This window comes from Neobacillus sp. DHD-1R (assembly GCF_057747995.1).
In genome coordinates this window covers 2330457-2353929 of the sequence record NZ_CM173232.1, presented here as the reverse complement: position 1 = coordinate 2353929, position 23473 = coordinate 2330457, and the positions used below count along the sequence as shown (strand labels likewise).

The 23473-nt window shown below is 37.7% G+C and carries 28 protein-coding genes; 5 read left to right on the top strand and 23 right to left on the bottom strand.

Annotated features, from left to right (window positions below; genetic code table 11):
- Positions 1–56 precede the first annotated feature (56 nt).
- Positions 57–560 carry a CarD family transcriptional regulator gene (locus AC3ANL_RS11380; protein WP_488329322.1) on the top strand — a complete coding sequence of 168 codons (504 nt, stop codon included), beginning with the start codon at positions 57–59 and terminating at the stop codon, positions 558–560.
- Between the two features lie 113 nt (positions 561–673).
- Here AC3ANL_RS11380 and AC3ANL_RS11375 read toward each other — a convergent pair whose 3' ends face one another.
- From AC3ANL_RS11375 to AC3ANL_RS11305, 15 genes are all read right to left on the bottom strand, one after another.
- On the bottom strand, positions 674–949 hold the full coding sequence (locus AC3ANL_RS11375; protein WP_488329321.1) for an iron-sulfur cluster assembly accessory protein: 276 nt from the start codon (positions 947–949) through the stop codon (positions 674–676).
- Between the two features lie 110 nt (positions 950–1059).
- Positions 1060–2829, bottom strand: coding sequence for an arsenical pump-driving ATPase (gene arsA, locus AC3ANL_RS11370; protein WP_488329320.1), 1770 nt, complete (start codon positions 2827–2829; stop codon positions 1060–1062).
- 23 nt (positions 2830–2852) lie between these two features.
- Positions 2853–3215 carry an arsenite efflux transporter metallochaperone ArsD gene (gene arsD / locus AC3ANL_RS11365; RefSeq protein WP_488329319.1) on the bottom strand — a complete coding sequence of 121 codons (363 nt, stop codon included), beginning with the start codon at positions 3213–3215 and terminating at the stop codon, positions 2853–2855.
- 92 nt (positions 3216–3307) lie between these two features.
- Positions 3308–3727, bottom strand: coding sequence for an arsenate reductase (thioredoxin) (gene arsC / locus AC3ANL_RS11360; protein ID WP_488329318.1), 420 nt, complete (start codon positions 3725–3727; stop codon positions 3308–3310).
- Positions 3728–3788: 61 nt separating this feature from the next.
- Complete coding sequence (locus AC3ANL_RS11355; RefSeq protein ID WP_488329317.1) at positions 3789–4475, bottom strand: MIP/aquaporin family protein; 687 nt, start codon at positions 4473–4475, stop codon at positions 3789–3791.
- Positions 4476–4610: 135 nt separating this feature from the next.
- Positions 4611–4904, bottom strand: a complete 294-nt coding sequence (locus AC3ANL_RS11350; protein WP_488329316.1) for an ArsR/SmtB family transcription factor — start codon at positions 4902–4904, stop codon at positions 4611–4613.
- A 79-nt stretch (positions 4905–4983) separates the two neighbouring features.
- A complete protein-coding gene (locus tag AC3ANL_RS11345; protein ID WP_488329315.1) occupies positions 4984–5616 on the bottom strand; it encodes a class I SAM-dependent methyltransferase in 633 nt (210 codons plus the stop codon).
- Positions 5617–5801: 185 nt separating this feature from the next.
- The gene (locus AC3ANL_RS11340; protein WP_488329314.1) at positions 5802–6593 is read right to left on the bottom strand and encodes a putative protein N(5)-glutamine methyltransferase; all 792 of its coding nucleotides are present in this window, start codon (positions 6591–6593) and stop codon (positions 5802–5804) included.
- A gap of 185 nt (positions 6594–6778) precedes the next feature.
- Positions 6779–6991 carry a hypothetical protein gene (locus tag AC3ANL_RS11335; protein ID WP_488329313.1) on the bottom strand — a complete coding sequence of 71 codons (213 nt, stop codon included), beginning with the start codon at positions 6989–6991 and terminating at the stop codon, positions 6779–6781.
- Positions 6992–7110: 119 nt separating this feature from the next.
- Positions 7111–7602: an ArsI/CadI family heavy metal resistance metalloenzyme gene (locus AC3ANL_RS11330; RefSeq protein ID WP_488329312.1), complete on the bottom strand. Its 492-nt coding sequence runs from the start codon at positions 7600–7602 to the stop codon at positions 7111–7113.
- 395 nt (positions 7603–7997) lie between these two features.
- Positions 7998–8447 carry a MarR family winged helix-turn-helix transcriptional regulator gene (locus AC3ANL_RS11325; protein ID WP_488329311.1) on the bottom strand — a complete coding sequence of 150 codons (450 nt, stop codon included), beginning with the start codon at positions 8445–8447 and terminating at the stop codon, positions 7998–8000.
- A gap of 52 nt (positions 8448–8499) precedes the next feature.
- Positions 8500–8706, bottom strand: a complete 207-nt coding sequence (locus tag AC3ANL_RS11320) for a hypothetical protein (RefSeq protein ID WP_488329310.1) — start codon at positions 8704–8706, stop codon at positions 8500–8502.
- 15 nt (positions 8707–8721) lie between these two features.
- Entirely contained in the window at positions 8722–9222 is a 501-nt protein-coding gene (locus AC3ANL_RS11315) for an arsinothricin resistance N-acetyltransferase ArsN1 family A (protein ID WP_488329309.1), read from the bottom strand.
- A 232-nt stretch (positions 9223–9454) separates the two neighbouring features.
- Positions 9455–9940 (bottom strand): methylated-DNA--[protein]-cysteine S-methyltransferase, encoded by a 486-nt coding sequence (locus tag AC3ANL_RS11310; protein ID WP_488329308.1) that lies wholly within the window; start codon positions 9938–9940, stop codon positions 9455–9457.
- Positions 9941–9980: 40 nt separating this feature from the next.
- Positions 9981–10925 carry an HNH endonuclease gene (locus AC3ANL_RS11305; RefSeq protein WP_488329307.1) on the bottom strand — a complete coding sequence of 315 codons (945 nt, stop codon included), beginning with the start codon at positions 10923–10925 and terminating at the stop codon, positions 9981–9983.
- Between the two features lie 239 nt (positions 10926–11164).
- Here AC3ANL_RS11305 and AC3ANL_RS11300 point away from each other — a divergent pair, with 239 nt between their 5' ends.
- Positions 11165–11539: a DUF4430 domain-containing protein gene (locus tag AC3ANL_RS11300; RefSeq protein ID WP_488329306.1), complete on the top strand. Its 375-nt coding sequence runs from the start codon at positions 11165–11167 to the stop codon at positions 11537–11539.
- Between the two features lie 149 nt (positions 11540–11688).
- The gene (locus AC3ANL_RS11295; protein ID WP_488329305.1) at positions 11689–13119 is read left to right on the top strand and encodes a PQQ-dependent sugar dehydrogenase; all 1431 of its coding nucleotides are present in this window, start codon (positions 11689–11691) and stop codon (positions 13117–13119) included.
- 246 nt (positions 13120–13365) lie between these two features.
- Here AC3ANL_RS11295 and AC3ANL_RS11290 read toward each other — a convergent pair whose 3' ends face one another.
- From AC3ANL_RS11290 to sstT, 8 genes are all read right to left on the bottom strand, one after another.
- Positions 13366–13755 (bottom strand): cupredoxin domain-containing protein, encoded by a 390-nt coding sequence (locus tag AC3ANL_RS11290; protein ID WP_488329304.1) that lies wholly within the window; start codon positions 13753–13755, stop codon positions 13366–13368.
- A 79-nt stretch (positions 13756–13834) separates the two neighbouring features.
- The gene (locus AC3ANL_RS11285) at positions 13835–15562 is read right to left on the bottom strand and encodes a glycine betaine ABC transporter substrate-binding protein (RefSeq protein WP_488329303.1); all 1728 of its coding nucleotides are present in this window, start codon (positions 15560–15562) and stop codon (positions 13835–13837) included.
- A 1-nt stretch (position 15563) separates the two neighbouring features.
- On the bottom strand, positions 15564–16769 hold the full coding sequence (locus tag AC3ANL_RS11280; protein ID WP_488329302.1) for a quaternary amine ABC transporter ATP-binding protein: 1206 nt from the start codon (positions 16767–16769) through the stop codon (positions 15564–15566).
- Positions 16770–16968: 199 nt separating this feature from the next.
- Positions 16969–18126 (bottom strand): DUF4317 domain-containing protein, encoded by a 1158-nt coding sequence (locus AC3ANL_RS11275; protein WP_488329301.1) that lies wholly within the window; start codon positions 18124–18126, stop codon positions 16969–16971.
- 235 nt (positions 18127–18361) lie between these two features.
- Positions 18362–18838 (bottom strand): CBS domain-containing protein, encoded by a 477-nt coding sequence (locus AC3ANL_RS11270; protein ID WP_488329300.1) that lies wholly within the window; start codon positions 18836–18838, stop codon positions 18362–18364.
- Between the two features lie 277 nt (positions 18839–19115).
- The gene (locus tag AC3ANL_RS11265) at positions 19116–19958 is read right to left on the bottom strand and encodes an aldo/keto reductase (RefSeq protein WP_488329299.1); all 843 of its coding nucleotides are present in this window, start codon (positions 19956–19958) and stop codon (positions 19116–19118) included.
- Between the two features lie 187 nt (positions 19959–20145).
- Positions 20146–20289 carry a hypothetical protein gene (locus AC3ANL_RS11260; protein WP_488329298.1) on the bottom strand — a complete coding sequence of 48 codons (144 nt, stop codon included), beginning with the start codon at positions 20287–20289 and terminating at the stop codon, positions 20146–20148.
- A gap of 172 nt (positions 20290–20461) precedes the next feature.
- Positions 20462–21700 (bottom strand): serine/threonine transporter SstT, encoded by a 1239-nt coding sequence (gene sstT, locus AC3ANL_RS11255; protein ID WP_488329297.1) that lies wholly within the window; start codon positions 21698–21700, stop codon positions 20462–20464.
- A 203-nt stretch (positions 21701–21903) separates the two neighbouring features.
- Here sstT and AC3ANL_RS11250 point away from each other — a divergent pair, with 203 nt between their 5' ends.
- Positions 21904–23175, top strand: a complete 1272-nt coding sequence (locus tag AC3ANL_RS11250) for a ComEC/Rec2 family competence protein (protein ID WP_488329296.1) — start codon at positions 21904–21906, stop codon at positions 23173–23175.
- A gap of 9 nt (positions 23176–23184) precedes the next feature.
- Positions 23185–23400, top strand: coding sequence for a DUF3006 domain-containing protein (locus AC3ANL_RS11245; RefSeq protein WP_488329295.1), 216 nt, complete (start codon positions 23185–23187; stop codon positions 23398–23400).
- Positions 23401–23473 lie beyond the last annotated feature (73 nt).

Genomic DNA, 23473 nt, shown 5'->3' with positions numbered 1-23473 from the left:
AGTAAACTAAAATTGGTCAACCTAGTTGACAATATAGCGAAAAAGGAGTTAGCACAATGTTTAATATTGGAGATTTAATCATCTATTCAGGACATGGTATATGCCGGGTTGATGAAATCTGTGATAAGACCTATTCCGGAATTTCTAAGTCTTACTACGTCATACATCCGATTGAAAATACTCATGAATTGACCATAAGTACCCCTGTAAATAATGACAAAACCGTCATACTGAAATTAATGAATAAAGAGGAAGCAGAAGAAATTTTAGAATCATTTCATTTACCGGGAATTAATTGGATTGAAAAACCGCATTTGCGTGGGCAAGTGTATTCTGAGATTATAAAAACCGGAAATCGTATGGATATTGCTAAAGTAGCCCAAACCCTGCTGCGAAAAAAGAAGGAAATTGAAGGAGCTGGAAGGAAATTTTATGAGCAAGATAGCAAAATTTTAAACACTATTCAAAATATCTTGTTCAAAGAATTAGCAATTGCACTAAAAACATCATCTGAAGACATCTTTAAAAAGATTCATAGCATGTTAAGAATCAGCCAATAATTCTCCTAATCAAGAGCTAAATGGATTCTTTAAAAGCTAGTAGGAGATGAATAAACAAAAAAAGGAGTAATTAGTCCTTTAAGAAAACTAACTACTCCCAATTTTTTTCACTTTTAGCAACAGTTATTAACACCTAATAAAACCAACCCTGCTCCATCTTGACTTTCTTCTTTATCTAATGTTAATTCATCCGTTCCTGTAATTTGTGAATCGAACGCTACCTTAATTCCATTAATGTTTTTAATCGTATCTGATTCAAGTGGTTCATCCAAAGTTAATGCAAATTGTGGTCCGCAGCATCCAGCAACGGCAGATAGACGAATTCCTTCTGCTCCCTTTTCGCTTAAAAAGGTTTCTAATAATTGTTTAGCTCCATCTGTAATTTTCATTTGTTTTTCCTCCAAAATTCCCCTTATGAATGAGGAAATAGTCTTTTTAAAGCTCTTTCATTTCAATGCGATTACTTCCCCCCTGACACTGAAAATAGATTTTTCTTTCATTAATTAATAAAATCCTTTAACTTGTCGTACCCAACCTTATCTTCATGTAACCAAGGAATCATCGCACACTTCTCAGCTTTATTATCAATTACGTCTCGAATCCATTTCCTTTCTGCCATTGCTTTCCCTTTTAAAATTGGATCACTCGTATTTGTGGCAGATAAACTTTGATTAATCACCCACCACTGCGGATTAATACTAGCTCGTCTTAGGTCATCTTGTAATCTTGATGCTTCTAACACAGGTGTTGCTTCCGCAAGGGTGACAATAACTACGGATGTTTCTTTTGAATTTCGAATTTGCGGCAATAGTCTTTTTGCACTGTCTGGTACTGCACCAGTAGACCTTTCAATTTCTTTACTATAGGACTGCGATGCATCTAATAATAATAATGTATGGCCTGTCGGAGCTGTATCAATGACAACTATTTCATTTTCTGCTTTGGCTACGACTTCTGCAAAAGCTTGAAAAACAGCAATTTCTTCTGTACAGGGTGATTCTAAATCTTCTTTTAAGTAAGCGAGACCCGCTTCATCTAAGTCCTTACTTGATTTGGTTAACACTTCAGCCTTATATTTTTCAACTTCTATTTTTGGATTAATGCTGCTAAGGCTCAAGTTTTGATGCAAATCATCGTTTTGAAACTGAAATTCCAGGTGTGCTGCCGGATCAGTAGTTGTTAAATGAACACGATGCCCTTTTTCAACTAACCCCACTGCAATGGCAGATGCGACCGTTGTTTTTCCTACGCCGCCCTTTCCCATTGTGAAAATCAACTTGGTGTTGTTAGCTAAAAAATCATGAATCAAATCCTTTAATCCCGGGAGATTATTTGAATGATTCTCCATAATTAAATCAGCTGTTGGAACCTCCTCAACTGGATGAAACAGATTTCGAAGATTTTCAACACCTGTCAGAGAATAGGAAACATACGGTAATGAGTACTTGGTTGTACCCATTAGGTTTTCTGGCATCTGCTTCATTGCCTCGCTTTGGCGATGATAAAAAGCAGATGAGACTTCATCTGCTTCATTAAGGTTTCGAAGAAAACCGTTAATGATAAGCACTTGGTTTTTGATACCAATCTCTTTAAGCTCCTTTGAGGCACGGTCTGCCTCTAACAGAGCAGAAACATCTGGTCTTGTTACTAGTATTAAAGTCGTTTTAATTGGGTCAGAGAGTACCGAGACGGCTTTAGAATAAAGCTCTTTTTTATCTGCTAAACCCGATAAAGGACCTAAGCATGATGCCCCATGTGTACTTTCCTCTAAAAAACCAGTCCAAGCAGTAGGGAGCTGTAATAGCCGTAACGTATGCCCTGTGGGGGCAGTATCAAAAATTATATGGTCATATTGATTCACTATTTCACTATTTGTGATGAAACTTGTAAATTCATCGAATGCGGCAATTTCGACTGTACAAGCACCTGACAATTGTTCTTCCATAGTAGCTACCACCGCTTCTGGAAACGTATCACGATATGGACCCACAACACGTTCCCGATAGGCTTTTGCTGAGCTTTCCGGGTCTATATTACTAATAAATAAATTTCCAACCGTCGGTACTGCTCGCGGTGTACTGGTTAACTCGATGCCAAATACATCTTGTAGATTGGAGGCCGGGTCAGTACTAATCAACAACACTTTTTTTCCTCTGTCCGCTAATGCGACTGCCGTTGCACAAGCCGTTGATGTTTTTCCTACCCCGCCTTTACCAGTTAAAAACATAAATTGAGTCTTTACGTGAGTGGGACTGAATGACAGAGACATATTTTTTCCTTCTTCCCAATGGTTTATAGTTGTTTTAAATTAAATGAAATTCTCGCTTTTGGTTTTTCATTTAACTCTTCCACTTTTACTTCAAACCATTCAGCAAACTCCTCGTTTGTTGGATAACTTCCCACTTTTACTAATTTGTCATTGACTAAAACTGCTGGCAAAGCATCAGGCCCTTTTTCTTTAAAAATTCGTGTGATCTCATCGTTTTCAGCGAATTTTTCAGGATTACTCGTTAGTTGATATCGTTTAATATGAAAGCCTTTTTGCTCTAATGAATAAACTGCAGATGCAACCCTTGTCAATTTTGGATCAACACTTGGACCACATACCCCAGTGGAACAGCACATAGCTGGATCAAAAATCTCTACCTTGTTCATGTTAAAACCTCCAAGATATTATTAAATAAGCATTTGCTTATTTTTAGCTTTAAAGAAAAACCAAAAGAATGCACTCTTGGTTATCCTTTGTATTATTCTCCGGTTTCACTAAAACGTTTAATTCTATCTCCGATTTCATCACGAACACGTTGAAATAATGCCCATTTTTCCTCGTCTGTCCCTTGTGCTTTTGCTGGGTCATCAAATCCCCAATGAACTCGTTTTACCTTTGGTGGAGTAATTGGGCATTTGTCAGCAGCGTCACCACATAACGTTACAACTAAATCTGCATTGTTTAAATATTCAGGATTGATAATATCAGAGGTATGATTAGAAATATCAATACCGGTTTCTCTCATCGCTTTTACTGCATTCGGATTCAATCCATGTGCTTCAATCCCCGCACTGCGAATCTCCCAATCATCACTTAAATATTTTTTCGCCCAACCCTCTGCCATTTGGCTTCGGCATGAGTTTCCTGTACATAAGAAGTAAATTGATTTTTTAGACATGTTATACGCTCCTTTTTTTAGCAGATCGGAATGTATACTTTCCGAACAAGCATAAGTGCAACTACGCCTCTATCTTCGCCCTATAGGGCTCGGCAATCGGCGAGTTTTCTTTATCATCAAGTATTTTATATATTATTGCCGCACAAATGGCCCCTAAAATAGTTGCGACAATATACACCCATAAATGTTGAAGTGTTCCTGATACTAAAGCAGGACCAATCGATCTGGCGGGATTCATCGAAGCACCACTGATCGGTCCACCAAACATCGCTTCTAACCCCACTGTTGCACCGATTGCCATTCCCGCAAAGGATTTTGCTGCTTTTCCATGAACAGCAGATCCAAAAATAACAAACATTAAGAAAAAGGTAAGGATAAATTCTAACACAAATGATTGAGACCATGAACCACTTGGCAGGGTGGTACCTAATGAGGCCACATTTCCAAATAAAGAAAATAAGGTGGCACTGGCTGCTATCCCCGCAATGATTTGTGTAACAATATAATACATGGCTTCCTTTTTAGTTATATCCTTATGAAATAAAAAGCCAATCGTAACTGCAGGGTTAAAATGTGCACCTGAGATGTGACCAAACGTGTAAATTAATGCCATAACGACCAGCCCGAAGGTAATGGCTACGCCAACATGTGTTAAACTGTTCGTCATGGTATCGATTACGACTGCACCTGTTCCTGCAAAAACAAGAAAATAGGTTCCTAAAAATTCGCTTATAATCTTTTCTTTCATTTCTCTATTCCCCTTGATGATGAAATTCCTAACACACAATAGAACCACGTAATCCAACGCATCGAAACTTTAAAGATGTGTGTACTAAATAGTTAAGGTCATATTGGGACCTAATTTTAAAAACATCGTAGTCGTTCAACAATTACAACGACTAAATGAAATCTCATCCAAGTGGTCAATAATGGATTGAATATAGGGTTGTTGTACTTCGTTTAAGCGATAATGTTTCCATGTTCCTGCCGGTCTTTCGACAATTATTCCGACTTCTTTTAGCTTTTTCAATTGTTGACTAACAGCAGGTTGAGAAATATTCAAGACATCAACAAAGTCACATGCACATATTTCTCCTTTTTTGAGACATGCCAATAACTTTAAACGGTTAGGGTCACTCACTGCTTTTAACTGTTTCGCCATCAATTCTATATCCATTAAATAAGCGTGCCTCCTTATAAATAATTATTTGCTTATATAATATTCCTCTTATATATTGATTACAAGTTGATTTTTTTTAAGTTTTTGTAAATTGTTTTAAAATATGCTTATTCGGTTTAGCCCATACTAAATGAACCGTACCAGTCAGATAATGTTCCATCCTCTCAATGTGAATGTTAGAGTGCTCTATGATTTGAAGCATATCACGATTTAAATCGCAACCTACGATCTTTCTATTAAGTGGATTCAACAATGTTTGAATGTATCCGATCATATTATTTGAGCTTTTTCCATGTTCTAATAAAAGAATTTTCCCGTCAGGTTTACACCACTTATTAAATGAATTTAATACTTTCGTAGGATTTTCATATCCACACAGCGATAATGTAGAGATTACCGTATCAAATGAATTATCCTCAAACGAAAAGGATTCAACATCAGAAAGTATAAATTGGGCTTCTATACCTTCTTCAATCGCAGCTTCTTTTGCTTTCTTTAACATTTCCTCACTGAAGTCAACTCCTGTCACTTCCAATCCTTGAGGATAATAATGAAAGTTTGCTCCCGCACCAACTGCTCCCTCCAGCACTTTCCCTCTTGTAGATGTGAGCAATCTTTCTCTCCATTTTCTTTCCGACCGTATTCTTCTTCTCTTTTCATATATTTTTGCTTGTTTATCAAAAGTTCTAATGATCTTATCTTTGTTCATTAGCCACACACCTTTTATCCCCATTTTCATAATGAAGATATTTTATATATAATCATTCATTTTTCGAAAACTACACTTTTGCAGTACCCTAGGTTTCAGTAATGCGCCCTATTCTGGAATAAGGAAATTTTGGTTACTAGTACAGTGCCAAGAATTATCATTTTATTTGTGATTGAACTGAATGCTTATTTACCTTGAAAGCTAAAATTTGATCCGATAACGACAGTAGCATCCAGTTCCTCGTCTCTGATCACTTTCGTAGTCAGCCCAACACTATCAAAGATTTCAAAGGTTTGGGGTGTCTGCGTTTCGCTCGTTTCTATCAAAAGATGTCCTCCAGGTGCTAGCCAAAGTAATGCTTCTTCTGCTACTCTTCGCTGAATGTCAAGCCCATCCTCTCCTCCGTCAAGCGCCACCTCCGGTTCATATAGGCGAGCCTCCTGGGGAAGTAGCTTGATTGCCTTGGTGGGAACGTAAGGTACATTTGCAACTAGGATGTTCACTTGGCCTTTGAGTGAGTTGGGTAAGGCCTTATACAGGTCACCTTCAAAAACGATACCGTCGAAAATCGTTACGTTGCGTTCAGCACATCGTACTGCGACAGGGTCAATGTCAACAGAGTACAACACAACCCGTCCCAAAGCTGCGGCCAGTGCTACACCCACAGCACCTGACCCACAACATAGGTCAACGACGATATCACCAGAACATGACAGGGCTTCTGCCTGGTGAACAAGAAACTCGGTACGTTTGCGTGGAACGAAAACGCCCTGATCCACTTCTATCCTCAGACCACAGAACTCTGTGCATCCAACAACGTATTCAAGAGGTAAACCGTTGGCTCGCATTTCCACCATTTTATTGAGGTCCTCTGGAGTCCGTGCCTCTGAGATAATTAACCGGGTCTCATCTTCTGCGAAAACACAACCGGCGATTCTAAGTCTGTTAATAATATGTTTTTCCGTTTTACAGTCCAAAAAGAAATTAATTTTTTTCCCTATCTATCTCACCACTTTTGATAAGTTTATTTTAGTTCTGTATTCGTTAAAAATAGGAATATTTCCTTTTAAGGAAGCTTAATAATTAAAAAATGACTTCCAACAGGAAGTCATACATTAGGAGAGGTCTTTTACTTAAAGATGTAATTAAACATGGTCAAATCTTATAATTTCGGACGTACTGCTGCTGATAATGGGACAGCAAATTCTATAGGACCTGTTAGAGGAACTAATGTAGTTCCCACTGTAGTATATCCAACAGGAGCGACTCGCGGGGCTTTACCAGCCCCACAACCAATTTGCATAACGCCACCATTGACCATCCCACCAATTTTCAAATAACGGAAATCAAATGTTTGTTGAAGATGTTTATTCATTTTAATCACCTCTTATTAATATATGATCAAGAGTTAGGTTCAGTACTGATAAAAATAATGCCAAAAAGTAAACGAAATAACTCGTATTGCAAGGTGGGATCATGAATATTCTTAGAGCGTCACTTTGAGGAGTCAACAATAAGTTCTACTTTTTGCACATATGGTGTACAACATGAAGCATTCATTTGTTCATCTTTTTGTTCAACCGTAGATTTACAACAAACTGTGTCGTTGTTAACCATTTCTTCTACATCCGTTTTTGTATAGAAAAATTCCCACTCATTCCCGTTAGGATCAGTAACCCAAAATTTATCTTGGGTTGCATAACAACAGGTTACATCCATTTCTTCACGGGCGAAAAAGCCTAACTTTTCTAAGCGTTTTTTCTGTTGAAGAACATCCTCTAAGCTGTTCACTTGAAAACCAAAATGTCCAATTTGATTTCCTGATACTTGCTCTTTTAAATTTAGTGTGAAATTCATTCCAGGGTCATCAAGTAAAAACTTCGCATAATCCGATTTCACTTTAACTGGTTCTGTATCAAAAACTTTTTTGTAGAATTTAATTGATTCCTTTAAATTAGTTACATTTACTCCTACATGCATTTTCATTGTATTCCCTCCATATTTGAAATCAAATTAAGTTTTACTCGTTTCAATTTATTCTTTTTCATTTTCTTTTACTTCCTCATTTTTACTTTACAACAAGAGCTTTTTTGATCTACAACTTTTTCTATTTTTACATCACAGCAAGACTTTTCTTTGTTCTTTATGAAACATGCCGTCCTTCCTCACCTCCTTTAAATTAAGTAAAAGAGAAACCCTGATATTGAAGCCATTTAAACCACAGACACTACAAATGCTGAAACAAGCTCCTTTTGCAATAAGCATTTTGGATATTTGTAATTTGCAACTATTAATCATTTATTGTTGTCTTTTCCACTTTTTATGTTTCCATCTTTTAGTGCTTATCTTACTTGTATTTTGCAAGTGTTGAAAATGGGGATTTACCCCGAAATAGTCCCACAGCATACGTTAGATTTCGCCATCGCCTGATTTAATAACTTAATGGACCGAATGACTGTTTCTTTTTCGAACTCATTCATATGAGAAAAAACCTCATTCAAAAAAGCATTCATTTGTTGGTCAATGGTCGTTGCAATAAATTTCCCCTCTGTTGTTAGAGATAGAATACTAAACCTTCTATCGTTTGGATCGGGTGTTTTTTTTACCAAATTCATTTTTACTAATGATTGTACCTGACGGCTAAATGTTGTGATGTCAGTACCTAATGTATCTGCTATTTGGTGCATGGAAGGTTTATGCTGATGGTCGATCTCATAAAGGATATGACTTTGAATGAGGGAAATATCACAACCGCCTGCACTGCAGCAATTTTTATTTAAAAGACCAAACCGTCGTGTCATTACTTGAAATAAATCACGAATATTTACCAATATTTCTCACCTCTTTTTATTATTATATAAAATAATTTGCAAAATGCAACTATTATTTTAATTTATTTTTTAGATTTTGATAGGCTGTGACAAAACTTTGAAACGTCTCTTTTCCGTATATTAGTAGATCGCCTTTAAAAAAGTTTTGTGTCATATATTCATTTGCCTTCTCAATATCATAGTTCCTTGATGAAGTGACAAGCTTAAAGTAAGCTTCGAAATACTCAACAGAGAGAACACCTGCATGATTTACTGTCATATATCAACACCTCCTTTACTTAGATTGTACGATTAGCTTCTCCATGGCCATAACATCCACGTACTTTCCATCCAGAATACCCTGATTCTTAAATATGCCTACCTCACGATACCCATTCTTTAGATATAATCCTTGACCAAGCTTATTGAACGGAAATGTAAACAGTACTATTTTATGAAAATCATTTTCTTCTGCAAACTTCTCAATTCCTGTTAATAACAAACTGCCAATGCCCTTCCCTCTGCACTCTCTGGCAATGTATACTGATAAATCTGCGACTCCTGCATAAGCACAACGGTTATTATAAAGATTTAATGAAGACCATCCTAAAAGCTGCCCTTCTTGTTCAGCAACAATAACTTTAAATCGTCCTTTGTGCTGTTCAAACCACTCTTTCATGTACTGAAGATCTTTAGGTTCCGTTTCTAAAGTGGCTATTCTGTCTTCAATTCCTTGGTTGTATATTTTCATGATGGATTCTAAATCCTGTGTGGTTGCTTCCCGAATCAAGACCATGTATTATCCTCCTAAAATTACCAATATCTTCTTGTGAATTAATATAAGTTATAAATTTGCAATTTGCAAGTATTTTTTATTTAGGTTTTAAAGCGCTTTGGGTTAAAGTTTGCATAAAAGGATGTTAATAGGCTTAAATTGACAGCAATCGAAAATAATCCATTTTGAAAAAATTCTCAGCAAAATGGATTATTTTCATATTTATACCAGTTTTAATGAATAGTTACTAAGATTAACAGTCAACACTTTTAACGTTTTTTTCATGTTGAAGCAGCCATTCTTTGCGCCACAATCCCCCTGCATAACCTACCAACTTTCCGTTTGCTCCGATTATCCTGTGGCATGGAATGACAATACTTAATTGATTCTTTCCGTTGGCGCTCCCCAAAGCTCTGACCGCCTTTTCATTGCCAATGGCGATTGCTAGATTTTTATAGGAATCCGTTTGACCGTAAGGAACTTGTCTTAGTGCAGACCAAACCTTTTTCTGAAAATCGGTCCCTTCAAACCGATATGGAAATGTAAAGGTACGGCGCTCCCCTTTAAAATATTGATCCAGTTGTTGATAGCACTCTTTTACACTATTTGGCGTTTCCACATTTAAGAGATTCACAGGGGTATCTTTTTCAGCAAATAAAATAGAACAAATCGCCTCCTCTGTCCCGCTTATTTCCAACACTCCGATTGGTGATTGGTAATCTACTTTATATAAGGTCATTTTTTCTTCTCCTTTAGTCAGTTCATACTAATTAGATTGATCACTGACTTTCTCTTTTATCATGATTTTTGGTAAACATATACTTTTTATGCCACTTCATATACGGTTTATTTTCTTGATGTAAATTTATTTTCGTTTTTGGCATTAATCCGTATTTAACATAATCTTCAGGCTTAATGACGGATGCAATGTGAAGTCTGCCCTGCCCATCAAAAGTAATAAAACCATTATCATAAAGGGCGTCATGGTTAGCGCAAAGTAATATTCCATTATACGGATCCAGCCGTTCTACATTCGTACTATCTTTCCATGGTTTTGCATGGCTTGCTCGAAGCAGCTCCGGTAAGTCAATACCACATAAAGCACATTTATGCTCCCATAATGGCAATAAGGAATTACGAAACTTGTGGTGATCGATTCGCATTTTGGTTTTCATTTCTGATTCTGTTTCTGCCATTACAGGTATTAATGTATTTCGTTCGGTTCTACGTACATAATCCATCGATAGTTCCAGTTGTTCCTCGTCCACTTGATAGATATTTAAATCTCTGATCAAATCAAGAAATTTAATCGACAGTTCCTCATTACATGGATATAAATAACCTGAATTTCCATCCGCATTTTCTTGAAAAGCCGAATATTTGATTGGAAGGAGCGGCTGAATTTCCTTAAAATTCGTTTTGATATGTAAGGGAATTTCCAGTTCATGGTAGTCTACCTTCACTAAATACCCTTCCTCATTACTAGTGCTCTTATTTAGCTGCATATTTGGTTTAGGCGCTGTATCATAATGGTCAGCCGCTACACTTAACGCGACAATGAACCCTTTTACATAGTGGAATATTCGATCGTCTTTTTGTACTTCTTTCATTCGCTGCCATGAGTGTGGAACCATCCCACCTTGATCATGTTGTGGCGACCAAATGATCCCTAACTCCTTTTCCTCTTGATACGTTTGTCCCTGCATGACAATGTAATTATTCATTTCTTCTCCTTACGCCAGATCGATATTAAAATACCCACCATCTTAATCACTGTTTATCCTTCAAATTCACTGTTTATCCTTCAAATTATTATAAAAAAATAATGATTTTATAATCTAATTATACCACTTTTCTATAAACCATCCCTTACCATAAATATCATACTTCAAGTTAATTCCATCAATAATTCTGGCCAAATTGATTACAATATGGATACATTACACTAAAAGGAGATAAAAAAATGCTTATTAAAAAGATGGCGTTATTTTTACCACTGTTTCTTTTTTTAGTCTATTTCCCAACCCTTGCATTAGAAACGAAGGGCAATTTTCGAATTATAAACGACAAAAAAGAGCTAATTATTTCAAAAGAAGTTTCATTTCAAGAAGAAGAAACATTATACGATGTGACTAAAAGGACATTTGACATAGAAGAATTCAAGGGCAATATTATATCCATCAACGGTATTCACTCCATTCCAGCGAAAAATATCCATTGGGCTGCGTTTGTAAACGGGAATTTTGTAGAAATTGGATTAGATGAAGTCCATCTATTTGCAAATGATAATGTAGTATGGGCTTTAAAAAATTATGATGCGGATGAAATTTTAAAATAAATAACCAATATCAACGACATTGACGATCTCTTCTTTCACAAAAGTATTCAGGATAAATTGACAGTCTCCCCTGTCCTCTTTTGGTACTAATAGCACTCTTCTAATCATATTCTTATAAAAGAATACAATAAGAAGGGGTGTAAAGTTAGTTGCCAAAAAATAAGGTTAGTTTACGGCCTCTTGTAACTAAACTAAATTTACCCACTGTTTTGAAAACAACCTTACTTCCGGGTGACTCAATTGAAAGATTATTTATTGCAACCCAGGTAGGAGAGATCTTTTACATAGGAAACAATAGTTTAAGGACATTTTTAGATATTCGCTCGCGAATCATAAAACTAGGTAGTTCTGAATCAGGCGTTTCTGGTAGAGGCTATGATGAACGGGGATTGCTGGGGCTAGCGTTTCATCCCCAATTTTATAATAACCGTCTGTTTTATCTTCATTATTCAGTAACTGGAACACAAGGTCCAGGTGCCCTTTCTGAGCCATTTAAGCCTAACCCGTGTGATCCTAGAACTTTAAAACTAAAGTGGTTAAATAGAGAAACTCAATATGATCATATTGATACAGTCGAAGAATGGATGTTGCAATCGAATGGTCAACCTCAAAAGCGACGGACATTACTTAACATAAGAAGACCATTTATGAACCATAATGGTGTCAATAGCTTAAACTTTTCACCTGAAACAGGAAAACTTGTTTTAACAACGGGAGATGGTGGATCAGGCTTTGATCCATTTAATTTAAGCCAGGACGATATGGAAATCGCGGGTAAAATCATTGAAATTGATGTAGGTAAGAATACATTTAACGATAATCCGCCCGTAGTCACACGTTTTAGTGAACTTCCCGTCCCTATTCAGGAAACGCTAACGGTAATGGCCAAAGGGGTCCGCAATATACCAGGCATTTCATTTCAAAGGTTTTATAATCAATATATCAAATATGTGGGAAATGTCGGACAGGATTTGGTCGAGTCCATTTTTTCATTCGTTCATTATAAGCCAATCCCAGTTACTCAGCTTATTCAAACTTCTTTAATGAATTCTGAACCTGACCAAGAAGGGTTTATTAACTTAGGCTGGCGAGGGTGGGAAGGTGCTTTTCCTACTTCAATTATAAAGGGCTGCTCTGAAAATCCGGCATTGGATGAGAAAGCAATCGCTTATTACAATGAATCTATAAACACTTCAGTGAGGCGTCTTCAGCCTTTAACTAGCTATTTTCATAAAGATCCCCGCCCCGAAAAGTTTGGAGGAACGGCACTTACAGGCGTCCAGCCGTATTTGGGGAATGGAATTCCCTATTTAACGGGAAGCGTTGTGTTTACCGATCTTGCCCGTGTCGAAAAATCTCGACCTCCGGTTAGAGGGGTTTTAGCTTATACCAGGGTTAGGGCAGATGGTAAACTAAATGATTTTAGTGTGATTGAAACGGATTATAATTTAGGAGCTCAATCAGCTTATTATGTTAATTTAGGAACGAATCAGGATCAATCCAAACTATATTTAGGTGTTTATGGCTCTATGAAAGTGACCGATTTTAACCAAGGTACTGTTTTTGAAATTGTTTCATAACATACAAAGCGTAAGCGCCCTGTTCAGCGGCGTATGGCCTGGAGCGCTCCAACTGAGATAAAGGAAACACGAAGAGCCGGAGGCGATTCGATGTTGACTTATCGTAGGTCGGAGAGCGAAGGACACTAGCCGCTAGGGCGCTGGAGCTGGACAATTCTCGAAGCCAGAACTTATAAATTCTGATATTTTGTAAAAGGACTGCCGAATCAGCAGTCCCATTTTTGTAGGCCCGAATGGCCCTGCTTGTTATTTGACTATTACTTTTCCAACCATCCCTTTACTGAAATGGTACCGGCATATAAGTTCATATGTACCGGACATTTTTGGGCTCACGGTAATGGTTTTTTCTTTTCCTGGCTGGACTTCAGCATCAATCCCAAGCTTTTCCACGGTGAAGGTGTGTTCTTTATTTCCTTTGTTTTTCAATATCAACGGTGTTGTTTTTCCATTGAGAATAGTGATGACTTTCGGATTATAGTAATCATCGTTCAACTCGACCTCAATCGCTTTCACCGTCTCCATAGGCTGAGTTACAACACCGGACTCGGCAAATACGCCTAATGAGCCAAGAGTTGTTACAACCACCATCATTGTAAGCAAAACGACCAATCCTGTTAACCACTTTTTCACATTCATTGACAATCCCTCCTTTCCTAACACTATTTTTTTCCAATTCGTCAAATATTATCACTTTAAAAAGTAAAGCCCCGGTTTTCTACTTCAAATCATCAATAGAATCAATTTCCATATATGTTGGTACAACAAACCCATTCTTTGTTCCATGGAGGTTGGTCCCTAAATCCACGAAATCATCTTTATATTGTTTATAATATTCGTTATGGGTACTTGGCAGCCAGGCGGCTACCATACCGTCGGCACTACCGTTGGCCACACCGGCAAACATCGGTCCGACCTCTACTTGGCTTAATCTAACCTCATAGCCATTTTGCTTTAGAACCTGAGCAATGACATTAGAACTAGCGATTTCTGTATCCCACGCCACATAGGCAAGTTTGATCTTTTCCCCATTGCCTGCTTCGGCACCATTAGTCCATTGCGTCACTTTATCCTTGTTGGCAGTAATCCATTTTTTCGCTGCATCGGCTGGATCCTTCCCGTCTTTAATATCGACCATCACTTTTTCGATATCAGCTGGTTTCCAGGTAAATTGATCGAGTATGGTATAGGCACCTGGCGCGTCCTGTTTCAGTCCTTTTCTTACGATCGTATGAATATCTTCTACCGCACCAAAGGATTTTTTTGGGTCTTTAAGAAATTTCAAATCATATGTGGAAAACATCCAATGTGGAGCCCATCCGGTAACAATGATTGGTTTCTTATGATCATAGGCTTTTTTCAATTCCGCGACCATAGCTGCGGATGAACCTTCTGCCAGCTGCCAGTCATCCAACTGATAATCTTTGATAGCTTTATTCGCTTGTGCCATAATTCCTGCACCAGGTTCAATCCCGATCATTCGATATTCAGTTTGAGCCCCAATGCTGTTGTCATCCTTATTAACAGCTGTTTCTTTTGTAATGCTTGTCACAATAGCGGTAACTATAATTAGAACTGCTAAAATGGAAAAAACAATTTTTTTCTTGATCACATTCTCATATGCTGGTTTTCGTAAGTTTTGCGAAATCCGGTCGAGGATAACGGCGATGAACACAATCGACAATCCTGCTTCAAAGCCTCGTCCTACATCAATTTGGCTGACAGCCCGGTAAACATCCGCACCCAAACCCGGTGCTCCTACTAAGGAAGCCGTCACGACCATCGAGAGGGCTAGCATAATACTTTGGTTTACCCCGGCCATGATTGTCGGTGTAGCAATTGGTAATTGAACCTTAAACAATTTTTGACTATTACTGGAACCAAAGGCATCGGCTGCTTCAATTAAATCATTTGGGACTTCCTTAATGCCAAGATTTGTCATTCGTATCGTTGGCGCAATCGCAAAAATAAACGAGGCAATAATTCCCGGTACGACTCCAATTCCGAAAAATAATATCGATGGAATTAAATAGACAAATGCTGGCATTGTCTGCATAAAATCCAAAATCGGCGTCACAATTCGATGCACCGTATTTCTTTGAGCACTCCAAATTCCAACAGGGATTCCGATTATAATGGTAAGTAATCCTGATAATAAAACAATGGCAATGGTTTGAACACTGGACTCCCAATAGCCGAGATTATCAATCAAGAGTAAGCTGATAAGCGTAAAAATTCCTAACGGCCATCTGCTGGTATAGGCAACTAACAGTGTTAAAACAATGATTACGATGATTGGCGGGCCAACACTTAATACGTCCACTATAATAGTTAATAGGGACTCGATGACGGTGGTTAAAAAGTCGAAAAATCCAGCAAAGGCAACGGTTACCCATTTGACAATTACGTCTACCCAATCTCCCAAAGGGATTTTCGGCACATTCATCTTATTCACTCTCCAAATCGTTCAAGGAATCTTTATTTCCAGCTAAAGCCCCAATCACGGCGCCGCGAATTACAATTCCTTTTAAATGGTGTTCTGCATCGATAACCGAGATTGGCAGACTGGATGTGGACATCACATCCATCAAATTGGTCAATAAAGTATCTTCCAAAACCGTAGGAACATCAGTTGTCATCACATCCTTCATCGACTGATTTTGCTCAATGGCCTGACGGGCCTGCTCAGCAGAAATCGCTCCCAAGAGTTTCCGGTTGCGATCAACTACAAAAATGCTGGAATATCCCTGCTTCCGCATAATTTCCAATGCTACTCGCGGCCCTCGGTCGACACCAATTTTTTCTGCACGTTTCATTACATGAGAGGCTGTTAATATTTTCGCTAAATCTACATCTTCGACAAACTTCTCGACAAATTCATTGGCAGGATTCATTAAAATTTGTTCAGGTGTACCCAGTTGAATGATGCTGCCATCCTTCATTAACGCAACTCTATCTCCAATGCGCAGTGCTTCATCTAAATCATGGGTGATAAAAATAATCGTTTTCTTATATTTTTCTTGAATATCCAGCAGTTCATCCTGCATATCCTTTCGTATTAACGGGTCGAGCGCACTGAATGCCTCGTCCATCAAAATTACATCCGTGTCACTGGCTAGTGCTCTAGCTAGTCCAACCCGTTGCTGCATACCGCCGCTCAATTGTTTAGGCAATTGGTTTTCATACCCTTTTAACCCGACTACTTCAAGGGCACTTAATGCCTTCTTCCTGCGCTGTTCAACGGGAACTTTCTGGATTTCCAGGCCGTATTCCGTATTTTCTACGATTGTTTTATGAGGAAACAGTGCAAAGTTTTGAAACACCATGCTAATTTTTTTCTGCCTGACATCCCTCAGCTTTGCGTCATTCATCTTCACGATATCTTCATTTTCAATTAGGATTTCTCCAATTGTCGGTTTAATCAGGCGGTTAAACATGCGAATTAACGTGGATTTCCCACTTCCAGATAAACCCATAATGACAAAAATTTCACCTGGATAAATTTCAAAACTAACATTCTTTACCCCCACGGTCTGTCCCGTTGATTGCAAAATTTCCTTCTTGGTCTTTCGTTGTTTCAATAAATCAATCGCTGCCTTCGGATTATTGCCAAAAATCTTAGAGACACTTCTAACCTCTATGTAAGGTTTCATGCTGTCACCTCATTCTATTAATGAACGTATCATATACATTTTTACCGAATATATCTGTTTTATGTTAGAAATCCCTAAAACAAAAAAAGTTGGTCTCTACCCTTAGTAGAGACCAACTTCATTTCACTCCTATATCTTGTAAGCGTTCAAAATAATTGTCCTTAAAAACCAAAATCTATTAAATTGACTCTTTTATATCCTAAAGTGTCTCCGACTCTAGTCGAAATCCCTCTATGACTACATCTTCATCGATCTCCAACAAGAGGCATCGTTTTCCATTATACGTAATATATTTTACATTTTTCAAATCTTTTGGGCTGACAGATACATCTGCCACCTTTGTATTGATTTTAATCGTTTTAGGAACCAAACTGCTTGCTTTGAATTCATGTTTTTCATCAGCTACGACGTCTTTAAAGGCATGTTCCACCTTAGCAGTGTCTACATTCTCAACCCCACTAACCGTTAAGATATGTTCAATGTCACGATAATCCAACATCGGTGGTTCACTTTCTTCACTTTCTTTATTTTCCTGAACCATCTTATCGATTTCTTCATAGACATTGGAAATAACCCTGGTATCCACTTCCTCGCCCATTACTTTTATTAAGACCTGTTCGAAATTGTCCTTATCTTCCACGGCAGTAATGATGTCTTCACAATTGAGAACCTCTCCAATAAATCTTTCATCGGGTTGATTTGCTTTTCCTGTAAAATATAGAATATGGTTCACATCTGCAGCATGGTCATTAAAAGCAGGGAACAGAAAGCCTGACAATGGAGCTGCCAAATTAATAATCGGATCAAGGTTGTTATTCGATTTAAATTCCTTCTCGATATAATCAAACAACAAGGCTTTTTTTGGCTGATCGGTTTTATTAAGACTGCAAAGAATAAACTGGCTGGAATATACTTCATCATTCCCGCCTTCTTCGGATTCTTGATCTCGTTTCCTAGTCGGCTTATGATATTCCCCTCTAATAAATGTCACCATGGTATCAAATTCATAAACCACATTCGTAAACATTTTCGCAACCATTTGAAGCATATATTCTTTCCAATCCTCCGAATTCGCTTGTGAGCCATAGAAAAGAAAGGATTGTGCGCCGTCCTCCACATCCTGTTGAAATTTCAGTTCAAACAGTTTGGTATCAAGGCTGCCAGTCAAAACCTTTTTAAAGTTACCCAAAAACAATTCTTGTGCTTCCAGTTCTAACATTTGAAACGGCTGACTGACATGGTGGTAAATTTCACCCGTTTCTTTCTTTACATAAACATTGAATATTTCTCTAATTTTCATGAGTTCATTATTTAGTTTAAATTGCTTGCGAATATCAGCGATATCATTTTTATTCATTTTTCTCAACTCCCATTACTGATTATACTGTTCCATCATGAAAATAGAAATACGGAACACTCGTATTAAATTTCTTTTTTCACTCTTGTGATGAAAGATGAAACTACTGTTATTTTTTAAAAATACTCTACTATCGGTAAAAGAAAAATCCCTGCTTTGTAAATAAAACAGGGATTTTTCTGCATTTTTATTGGCTGCAGTTGAATTTAATTGTTCTTTGCTTGGAGACCGATGCTTATGAACTGGAGATTATATCTTGTTCGGCGGCTTTTTTTGATAAATGATGGATAATATCTCCACGACTAATGATCCCAACCACTCTTCCTGCTTTATTCACGACAGGGAGATTTTTAAAATGATGTTTTGAGAGTAACCTTATAGCGCTTTCAATATCATCGTCAGGAGATAAAGTTTTAATATTTTTTTTCATCATAATTTCATTTATTGGTGTATTCATTTTAGTGCTTAATACCTCTTCGATTGTTTCAGCTTCTATAAGGTACGCCATATAGTAAGCAAAATAGACTTTCTCTTGCGGTGCAAGAAAACGAACAATATCCCCATCCGTAACGATACCCAATAAACCTCCCATTCGATCAACGACTGGTGCACAATCAATGCCATTTTTTTCAAAAATAGATAATAACTCTTTTACAGTTGTCGTAGTTGGAGCAGTACAGACATGGTAATTCATAAAATCTCGTACATGCATTTCTATCATTCCCCTCTCATTTTTACATCTAGCTACTTTTCTATTAGCAGAATGGTTTACTATAAGAACTCCAATTGTAAGCGGTGCCATTTTTATCTATAAACCTTCTTAGTTTTACTATGGTGATAAAGTAATTTTATATCATATTTTTATGTTAGTGCTAATGCTATTTATTAAAATTTTATGAATTTTTCCCGCGATTTCATATAAAGATGTAAAAAGCGCATCACTTATAATGGAAGTGATGCGCTTCATTGGTCTTCTTATCGGCAATTGTTTAAAATTCTTCGTATATAGCCGGATCGAGATTTTTTATTCGGCCATTTGGACGAGTTAAGCCAGATAACATGCTCATTTCCGTTTCATCTAGCGAAAAATCAAAAATGGAGATATTTTCAAGCTGTCGTACCGGCGATGATGATTTAGGAATCGAAATCGCTCCAAGTTGATAATGCCATCGTAAAATAATTTGTGAAGTAGATTTTTGATGGTGATTGGCAATCTGTTGAATGGTATCATTTTGTAAAAGATCATTTGCTCTGGCTAAAGGACTCCATGATTCCGTCGTAATGTTATTCTCTTCATGCCATTTTCGTTGTGGTGCTTGATTGAAAAATGGGTGTAATTCAACTTGGTTGACACTTGGTTTCACGCCTGTTTCCTTTTCTAAACGCTCCAAATGTTCAGGTAAGAAATTACATACACCAATGGAACGAATCAGACCCCATTTTTTAGCATCAATTAATGCTTGCCAAGCTTCCACGTATGTACCTTGTCTTGGGTTAGGCCAATGAATTAGATATAAATCATAATAGTCTAGATTTGCACGATATAACGATTCTTGAATAGTCGTAACCGCTTTGTCATAGGCTTGATAGCGGCCTGGCAGTTTAGAGGCTATTTTTAATTCTGATCTTGAAACCGAGCTGCGTCTAACGGCTTCACCAATCGTTCCTTCGTTTTCATAATTATAGGCAGAATCGATAAGACGATAGCCGATATCAATTGCACTTAGGATCGAATTGACCCCTTCATTTCCCTTTAGTGTATATGTACCCAAACCGACAACCGGTAACGTAAGCCCATCATTAAGTGTGATTTCTGGAATTAATTTATTCAAGAGGAAACACTCCCTTCAGTAATATTTTAATATTAGCATAATTTCGAATAAATTTCATTAAATGTAGGGGGTCTACTTTACCTGTAAAACCACAAAGACGGTCCTTCTTTTAGTAAAAGCATAAGAACCGTCTCTTCCTATTATCCTGATTTCTGTTACCACTTTTTTAAGTTGTTGACACGTCAAGTTATTTCATTTTTATAGGAGTTACAACGGAAAATAAATTTTCAGTTGGATCCGTTAGATTGATTTCAATGATTTTATATCCAGTTCCTCCATTGTTCGACTCGTTTTTTACAGTTGATATTTTTAATGGCTGATTGTTCATCATGCTTTCTTCCTTCCAATCATATTTCTCACACAGAAGTTACTATATGCTGAAAAAGAAAAAATGTGCATAATTTTTTGTCAGCGGTCCCTAATAAATTTATGACACTTCATTTAAAAAAGAGAAAAAGGATGTCTTAAAAGCGTCAGACCCTTTTAAGACATCCTTTTTCCTATTATGAAGCTTTTTGAATATTGATCGCTTTCCCTTCTTTTCGTCTCTTTTTAAATTCAGCTGTTGCTGTAAATAGGACGTCTGTCGAAGAGTTAAGGCCTGTTTCAAACGAATCCTGCAAAACTCCAATAATAAAACCGACACCGACTACCTGCATTGCTACATCAGCAGGGATTCCAAATAAGCTGCATGCAAGAGGAATCAATAATAGTGAGCCGCCAGCAACCCCTGAAGCACCACATGCACATACCGCTGAAAGGACACTAAGAATAATAGCAGTTGGAATGTCCACATGAATGCCTAGTGTATGAACCGCGGCAAGTGTCAACACAGAAATCGTAACGGCTGCACCAGCCATATTGATCGTTGCACCTAATGGAATAGACACAGAATACGTATCTTTATCCAAATCTAATTTTTCACATAACTTCATATTCACTGGAATATTGGAAGCTGAGCTGCGAGTAAAGAATGCTGTAATACCACTTTCCTTTAAACACATAAAGACAAGCGGGTATGGATTTTGGCGGATATTTACGTATACAATAATTGGGTTCAAAACAAGTGCAACCACGATCATACATCCAATTAAAACGGCAAGCAATTTCCCATAACTTAATAGTGAATTAAGACCATTTGTTGTTATTGAATCTACAACCAGCCCCATGATACCTAATGGCGCAAAGCGGATCACCCAGCCCACCATTTTGGAAACAGCATCGGAAAAATTAGAAATCATTGTTTTTGTTGTATCGGCTGCATTTTTTAAAGCCACCCCAAGGATTACCGCCCAAGCTAATATACCGATATAATTCGCATTAAAAATCGCTTTGACCGGATTATCCACCACGTTCAACAGTAAGGCTTTAAGTACTTCTACCACACCCCCTGGAGCGGTCACATCCTCAACACCCTTTCCAAGAGTTAAGCTTACAGGAAACATAAAGCTTACTATAACCGCTAAAAGTCCAGCTAAAAAGGTTCCTAAAAGATACAGGACAATAATGCTTTTCATATTTGTTTTGTGACCACTTTTGTGTTGAGCAATGGCCGACATTACCAAGAAAAGTACCAATACGGGTGCAATGGCTTTCAAAGCACCTACAAAGAGACTACCTAATATGACAACTGGTTTTGCTGCATCTGGGATTGCTACCGCCAAGATAATACCTATAATTAAACCAATAATTATTTGTTTTACCAGACTTAATTGATTCCATTTTTTCATAAGACTTTTCATCGTTGTGCCCCCTTGTCATTTCAACCATCCATAGCCAATTTCGTCGCCTAATTTAACTATAAATTTTAATAAATATTATTATAGTGAATATTTAGATATATTACAATAGCTTAATTATTATCTATATAATAATATAAATAATTATTCCTCCCCTCTTCCATGAAAATAAGCGATAATAGAGTTATATAAGGGGGAAAAGCAACATGAAAATATCTAAATGGATTCAATTATTTGCAACGATGTTCTCGTTGGTTATTTTGGGAACGGCTTGCAGTGAAGTGACGTCTGTTCAGGAAAAGCCTGATCCATCAGCATCCTCCCAAAAATCGAGTTCAACCGATAAGGGCCAGTTGAATGTCTATTATTTTGATGTTGGTCAAGGCGATAGTATTTATATCCAAACACCAGAGGGAGAAGATATTTTAATTGATGGTGGAAACAATGACAAAGGTGATGATGTGGTCCGTTATCTTCAAGCATTGCAGGTGACTGATTTGGAAGTCCTCATTGCCACCCATCCTGATGCTGACCACATTGGCGGTCTGGATACCGTCTTACAAAACATGAAGGTAAAATCTGTTTATACACCTAGAGTTACTCATTCAACCCAAACCTATGAAGATTTTCTGCTTGCTGTAAAAAAAGCGGGATTAAAGCTAAAGGCAGCGAAAGCGGGAGTCACTCTAGACCTGAAAGGCGTCGATGCCAAATTCGTAGCCCCTGTCCAAAGTTACGGAAGTGAACTTAATGATTGGAGTGCGGTTGTGAAAATAGCATATGGCGACAATTCCTTTCTATTTACGGGGGATGCCCCAATTCGCTCAGAGGAAGATATAGTTGCTACTCATCAGGATATCCAAGCAGATGTGTTAAAAGTAGGACATCACGGGGCAAACACTTCAAGCAGTCAAAACTTTTTGGCAATGGTCAAACCAACCTATGCGGTTATTTCGGTCGGACAAGGCAACCGTTACGGGCATCCAACTGAGGAAATCCTTAATCGATTGAAACAAAATGGCATCCAGGTTTTTCGTACGGATGAAATGAATACCATTCTAGCGACGGCTGACGGAAAGAAGATTCATTTTGAATCGATTGCTTCTTTAACTCCAAACCATTCCATGGGTGCTCAAGAGCAAACGGTCCAGACAGCATCGACTACAACTAACAAATCAGTACCGAGTGTCGCTGCCCTACCAAAGGAGTCGGCTAGCGGAGGGCTGCAAGCAACCGTTGATAATCGCACTCCGCACCAGTATAATACGATTCATTTAACCGTTACTGGAGTGCCCGGTGCCGCTTATACAGCGACCGTTCATTACAAAAGCACAAACACGGAGTACTCGGGTGAAGTGGGTACACCTTTGCCGATAAGTATAAGTCGAGCAGCTTCAGGGTATGAAGTAATTATAGATATTGTGGCGAATACAAATGGAAAAACCTATTCCACGCAAACGTCCTTTGTTCCACAGTGAGGAGGCATAATGATGAAAGTGATTGTAGACCGCATCGAAGGTGACTTAGCCGTTTGTGAGAAAGAAGACAAGTCCGCAATCGATATTCCGCGGAAAGAACTGCCGAAAGACGTTCAACCAGGAGATGTCGTGGTATTTGAAAATGGAGCATACCAAATAGATCATGAGGAATCGAAAGAGCGGAAACAAAGAATCGAGAAATTGGCAAATGATTTATGGGAATGAATCAGTTGAATTTTATCATTAGAAAAAGCTTGAGGAAAATTGCTGATCAACTCAAGCTTTTTCCTTTATTGAT

Coding starts and splice junctions, on each gene's coding strand:
- AC3ANL_RS11380 (WP_488329322.1), top strand. CDS start 57: ATGTTTAATATTGGAGATTTAATCATCTATTCAGGACATGGTATATGC.
- AC3ANL_RS11375 (WP_488329321.1), bottom strand. CDS start 949: ATGAAAATTACAGATGGAGCTAAACAATTATTAGAAACCTTTTTAAGC.
- arsA (WP_488329320.1), bottom strand. CDS start 2,829: ATGTCTCTGTCATTCAGTCCCACTCACGTAAAGACTCAATTTATGTTT.
- arsD (WP_488329319.1), bottom strand. CDS start 3,215: ATGAACAAGGTAGAGATTTTTGATCCAGCTATGTGCTGTTCCACTGGG.
- arsC (WP_488329318.1), bottom strand. CDS start 3,727: ATGTCTAAAAAATCAATTTACTTCTTATGTACAGGAAACTCATGCCGA.
- AC3ANL_RS11355 (WP_488329317.1), bottom strand. CDS start 4,475: ATGAAAGAAAAGATTATAAGCGAATTTTTAGGAACCTATTTTCTTGTT.
- AC3ANL_RS11350 (WP_488329316.1), bottom strand. CDS start 4,904: ATGGATATAGAATTGATGGCGAAACAGTTAAAAGCAGTGAGTGACCCT.
- AC3ANL_RS11345 (WP_488329315.1), bottom strand. CDS start 5,616: ATGAACAAAGATAAGATCATTAGAACTTTTGATAAACAAGCAAAAATA.
- AC3ANL_RS11335 (WP_488329313.1), bottom strand. CDS start 6,991: ATGAATAAACATCTTCAACAAACATTTGATTTCCGTTATTTGAAAATT.
- AC3ANL_RS11330 (WP_488329312.1), bottom strand. CDS start 7,602: ATGAAAATGCATGTAGGAGTAAATGTAACTAATTTAAAGGAATCAATT.
- AC3ANL_RS11320 (WP_488329310.1), bottom strand. CDS start 8,706: ATGACAGTAAATCATGCAGGTGTTCTCTCTGTTGAGTATTTCGAAGCT.
- AC3ANL_RS11315 (WP_488329309.1), bottom strand. CDS start 9,222: ATGGTCTTGATTCGGGAAGCAACCACACAGGATTTAGAATCCATCATG.
- AC3ANL_RS11310 (WP_488329308.1), bottom strand. CDS start 9,940: ATGACCTTATATAAAGTAGATTACCAATCACCAATCGGAGTGTTGGAA.
- AC3ANL_RS11305 (WP_488329307.1), bottom strand. CDS start 10,925: ATGAATAATTACATTGTCATGCAGGGACAAACGTATCAAGAGGAAAAG.
- AC3ANL_RS11300 (WP_488329306.1), top strand. CDS start 11,165: ATGCTTATTAAAAAGATGGCGTTATTTTTACCACTGTTTCTTTTTTTA.
- AC3ANL_RS11290 (WP_488329304.1), bottom strand. CDS start 13,755: ATGAATGTGAAAAAGTGGTTAACAGGATTGGTCGTTTTGCTTACAATG.
- AC3ANL_RS11285 (WP_488329303.1), bottom strand. CDS start 15,562: ATGAATGTGCCGAAAATCCCTTTGGGAGATTGGGTAGACGTAATTGTC.
- AC3ANL_RS11280 (WP_488329302.1), bottom strand. CDS start 16,769: ATGAAACCTTACATAGAGGTTAGAAGTGTCTCTAAGATTTTTGGCAAT.
- AC3ANL_RS11275 (WP_488329301.1), bottom strand. CDS start 18,126: ATGAATAAAAATGATATCGCTGATATTCGCAAGCAATTTAAACTAAAT.
- AC3ANL_RS11270 (WP_488329300.1), bottom strand. CDS start 18,838: ATGCATGTACGAGATTTTATGAATTACCATGTCTGTACTGCTCCAACT.
- AC3ANL_RS11260 (WP_488329298.1), bottom strand. CDS start 20,289: ATGATGAACAATCAGCCATTAAAAATATCAACTGTAAAAAACGAGTCG.
- sstT (WP_488329297.1), bottom strand. CDS start 21,700: ATGAAAAGTCTTATGAAAAAATGGAATCAATTAAGTCTGGTAAAACAA.
- AC3ANL_RS11250 (WP_488329296.1), top strand. CDS start 21,904: ATGAAAATATCTAAATGGATTCAATTATTTGCAACGATGTTCTCGTTG.
- AC3ANL_RS11245 (WP_488329295.1), top strand. CDS start 23,185: ATGATGAAAGTGATTGTAGACCGCATCGAAGGTGACTTAGCCGTTTGT.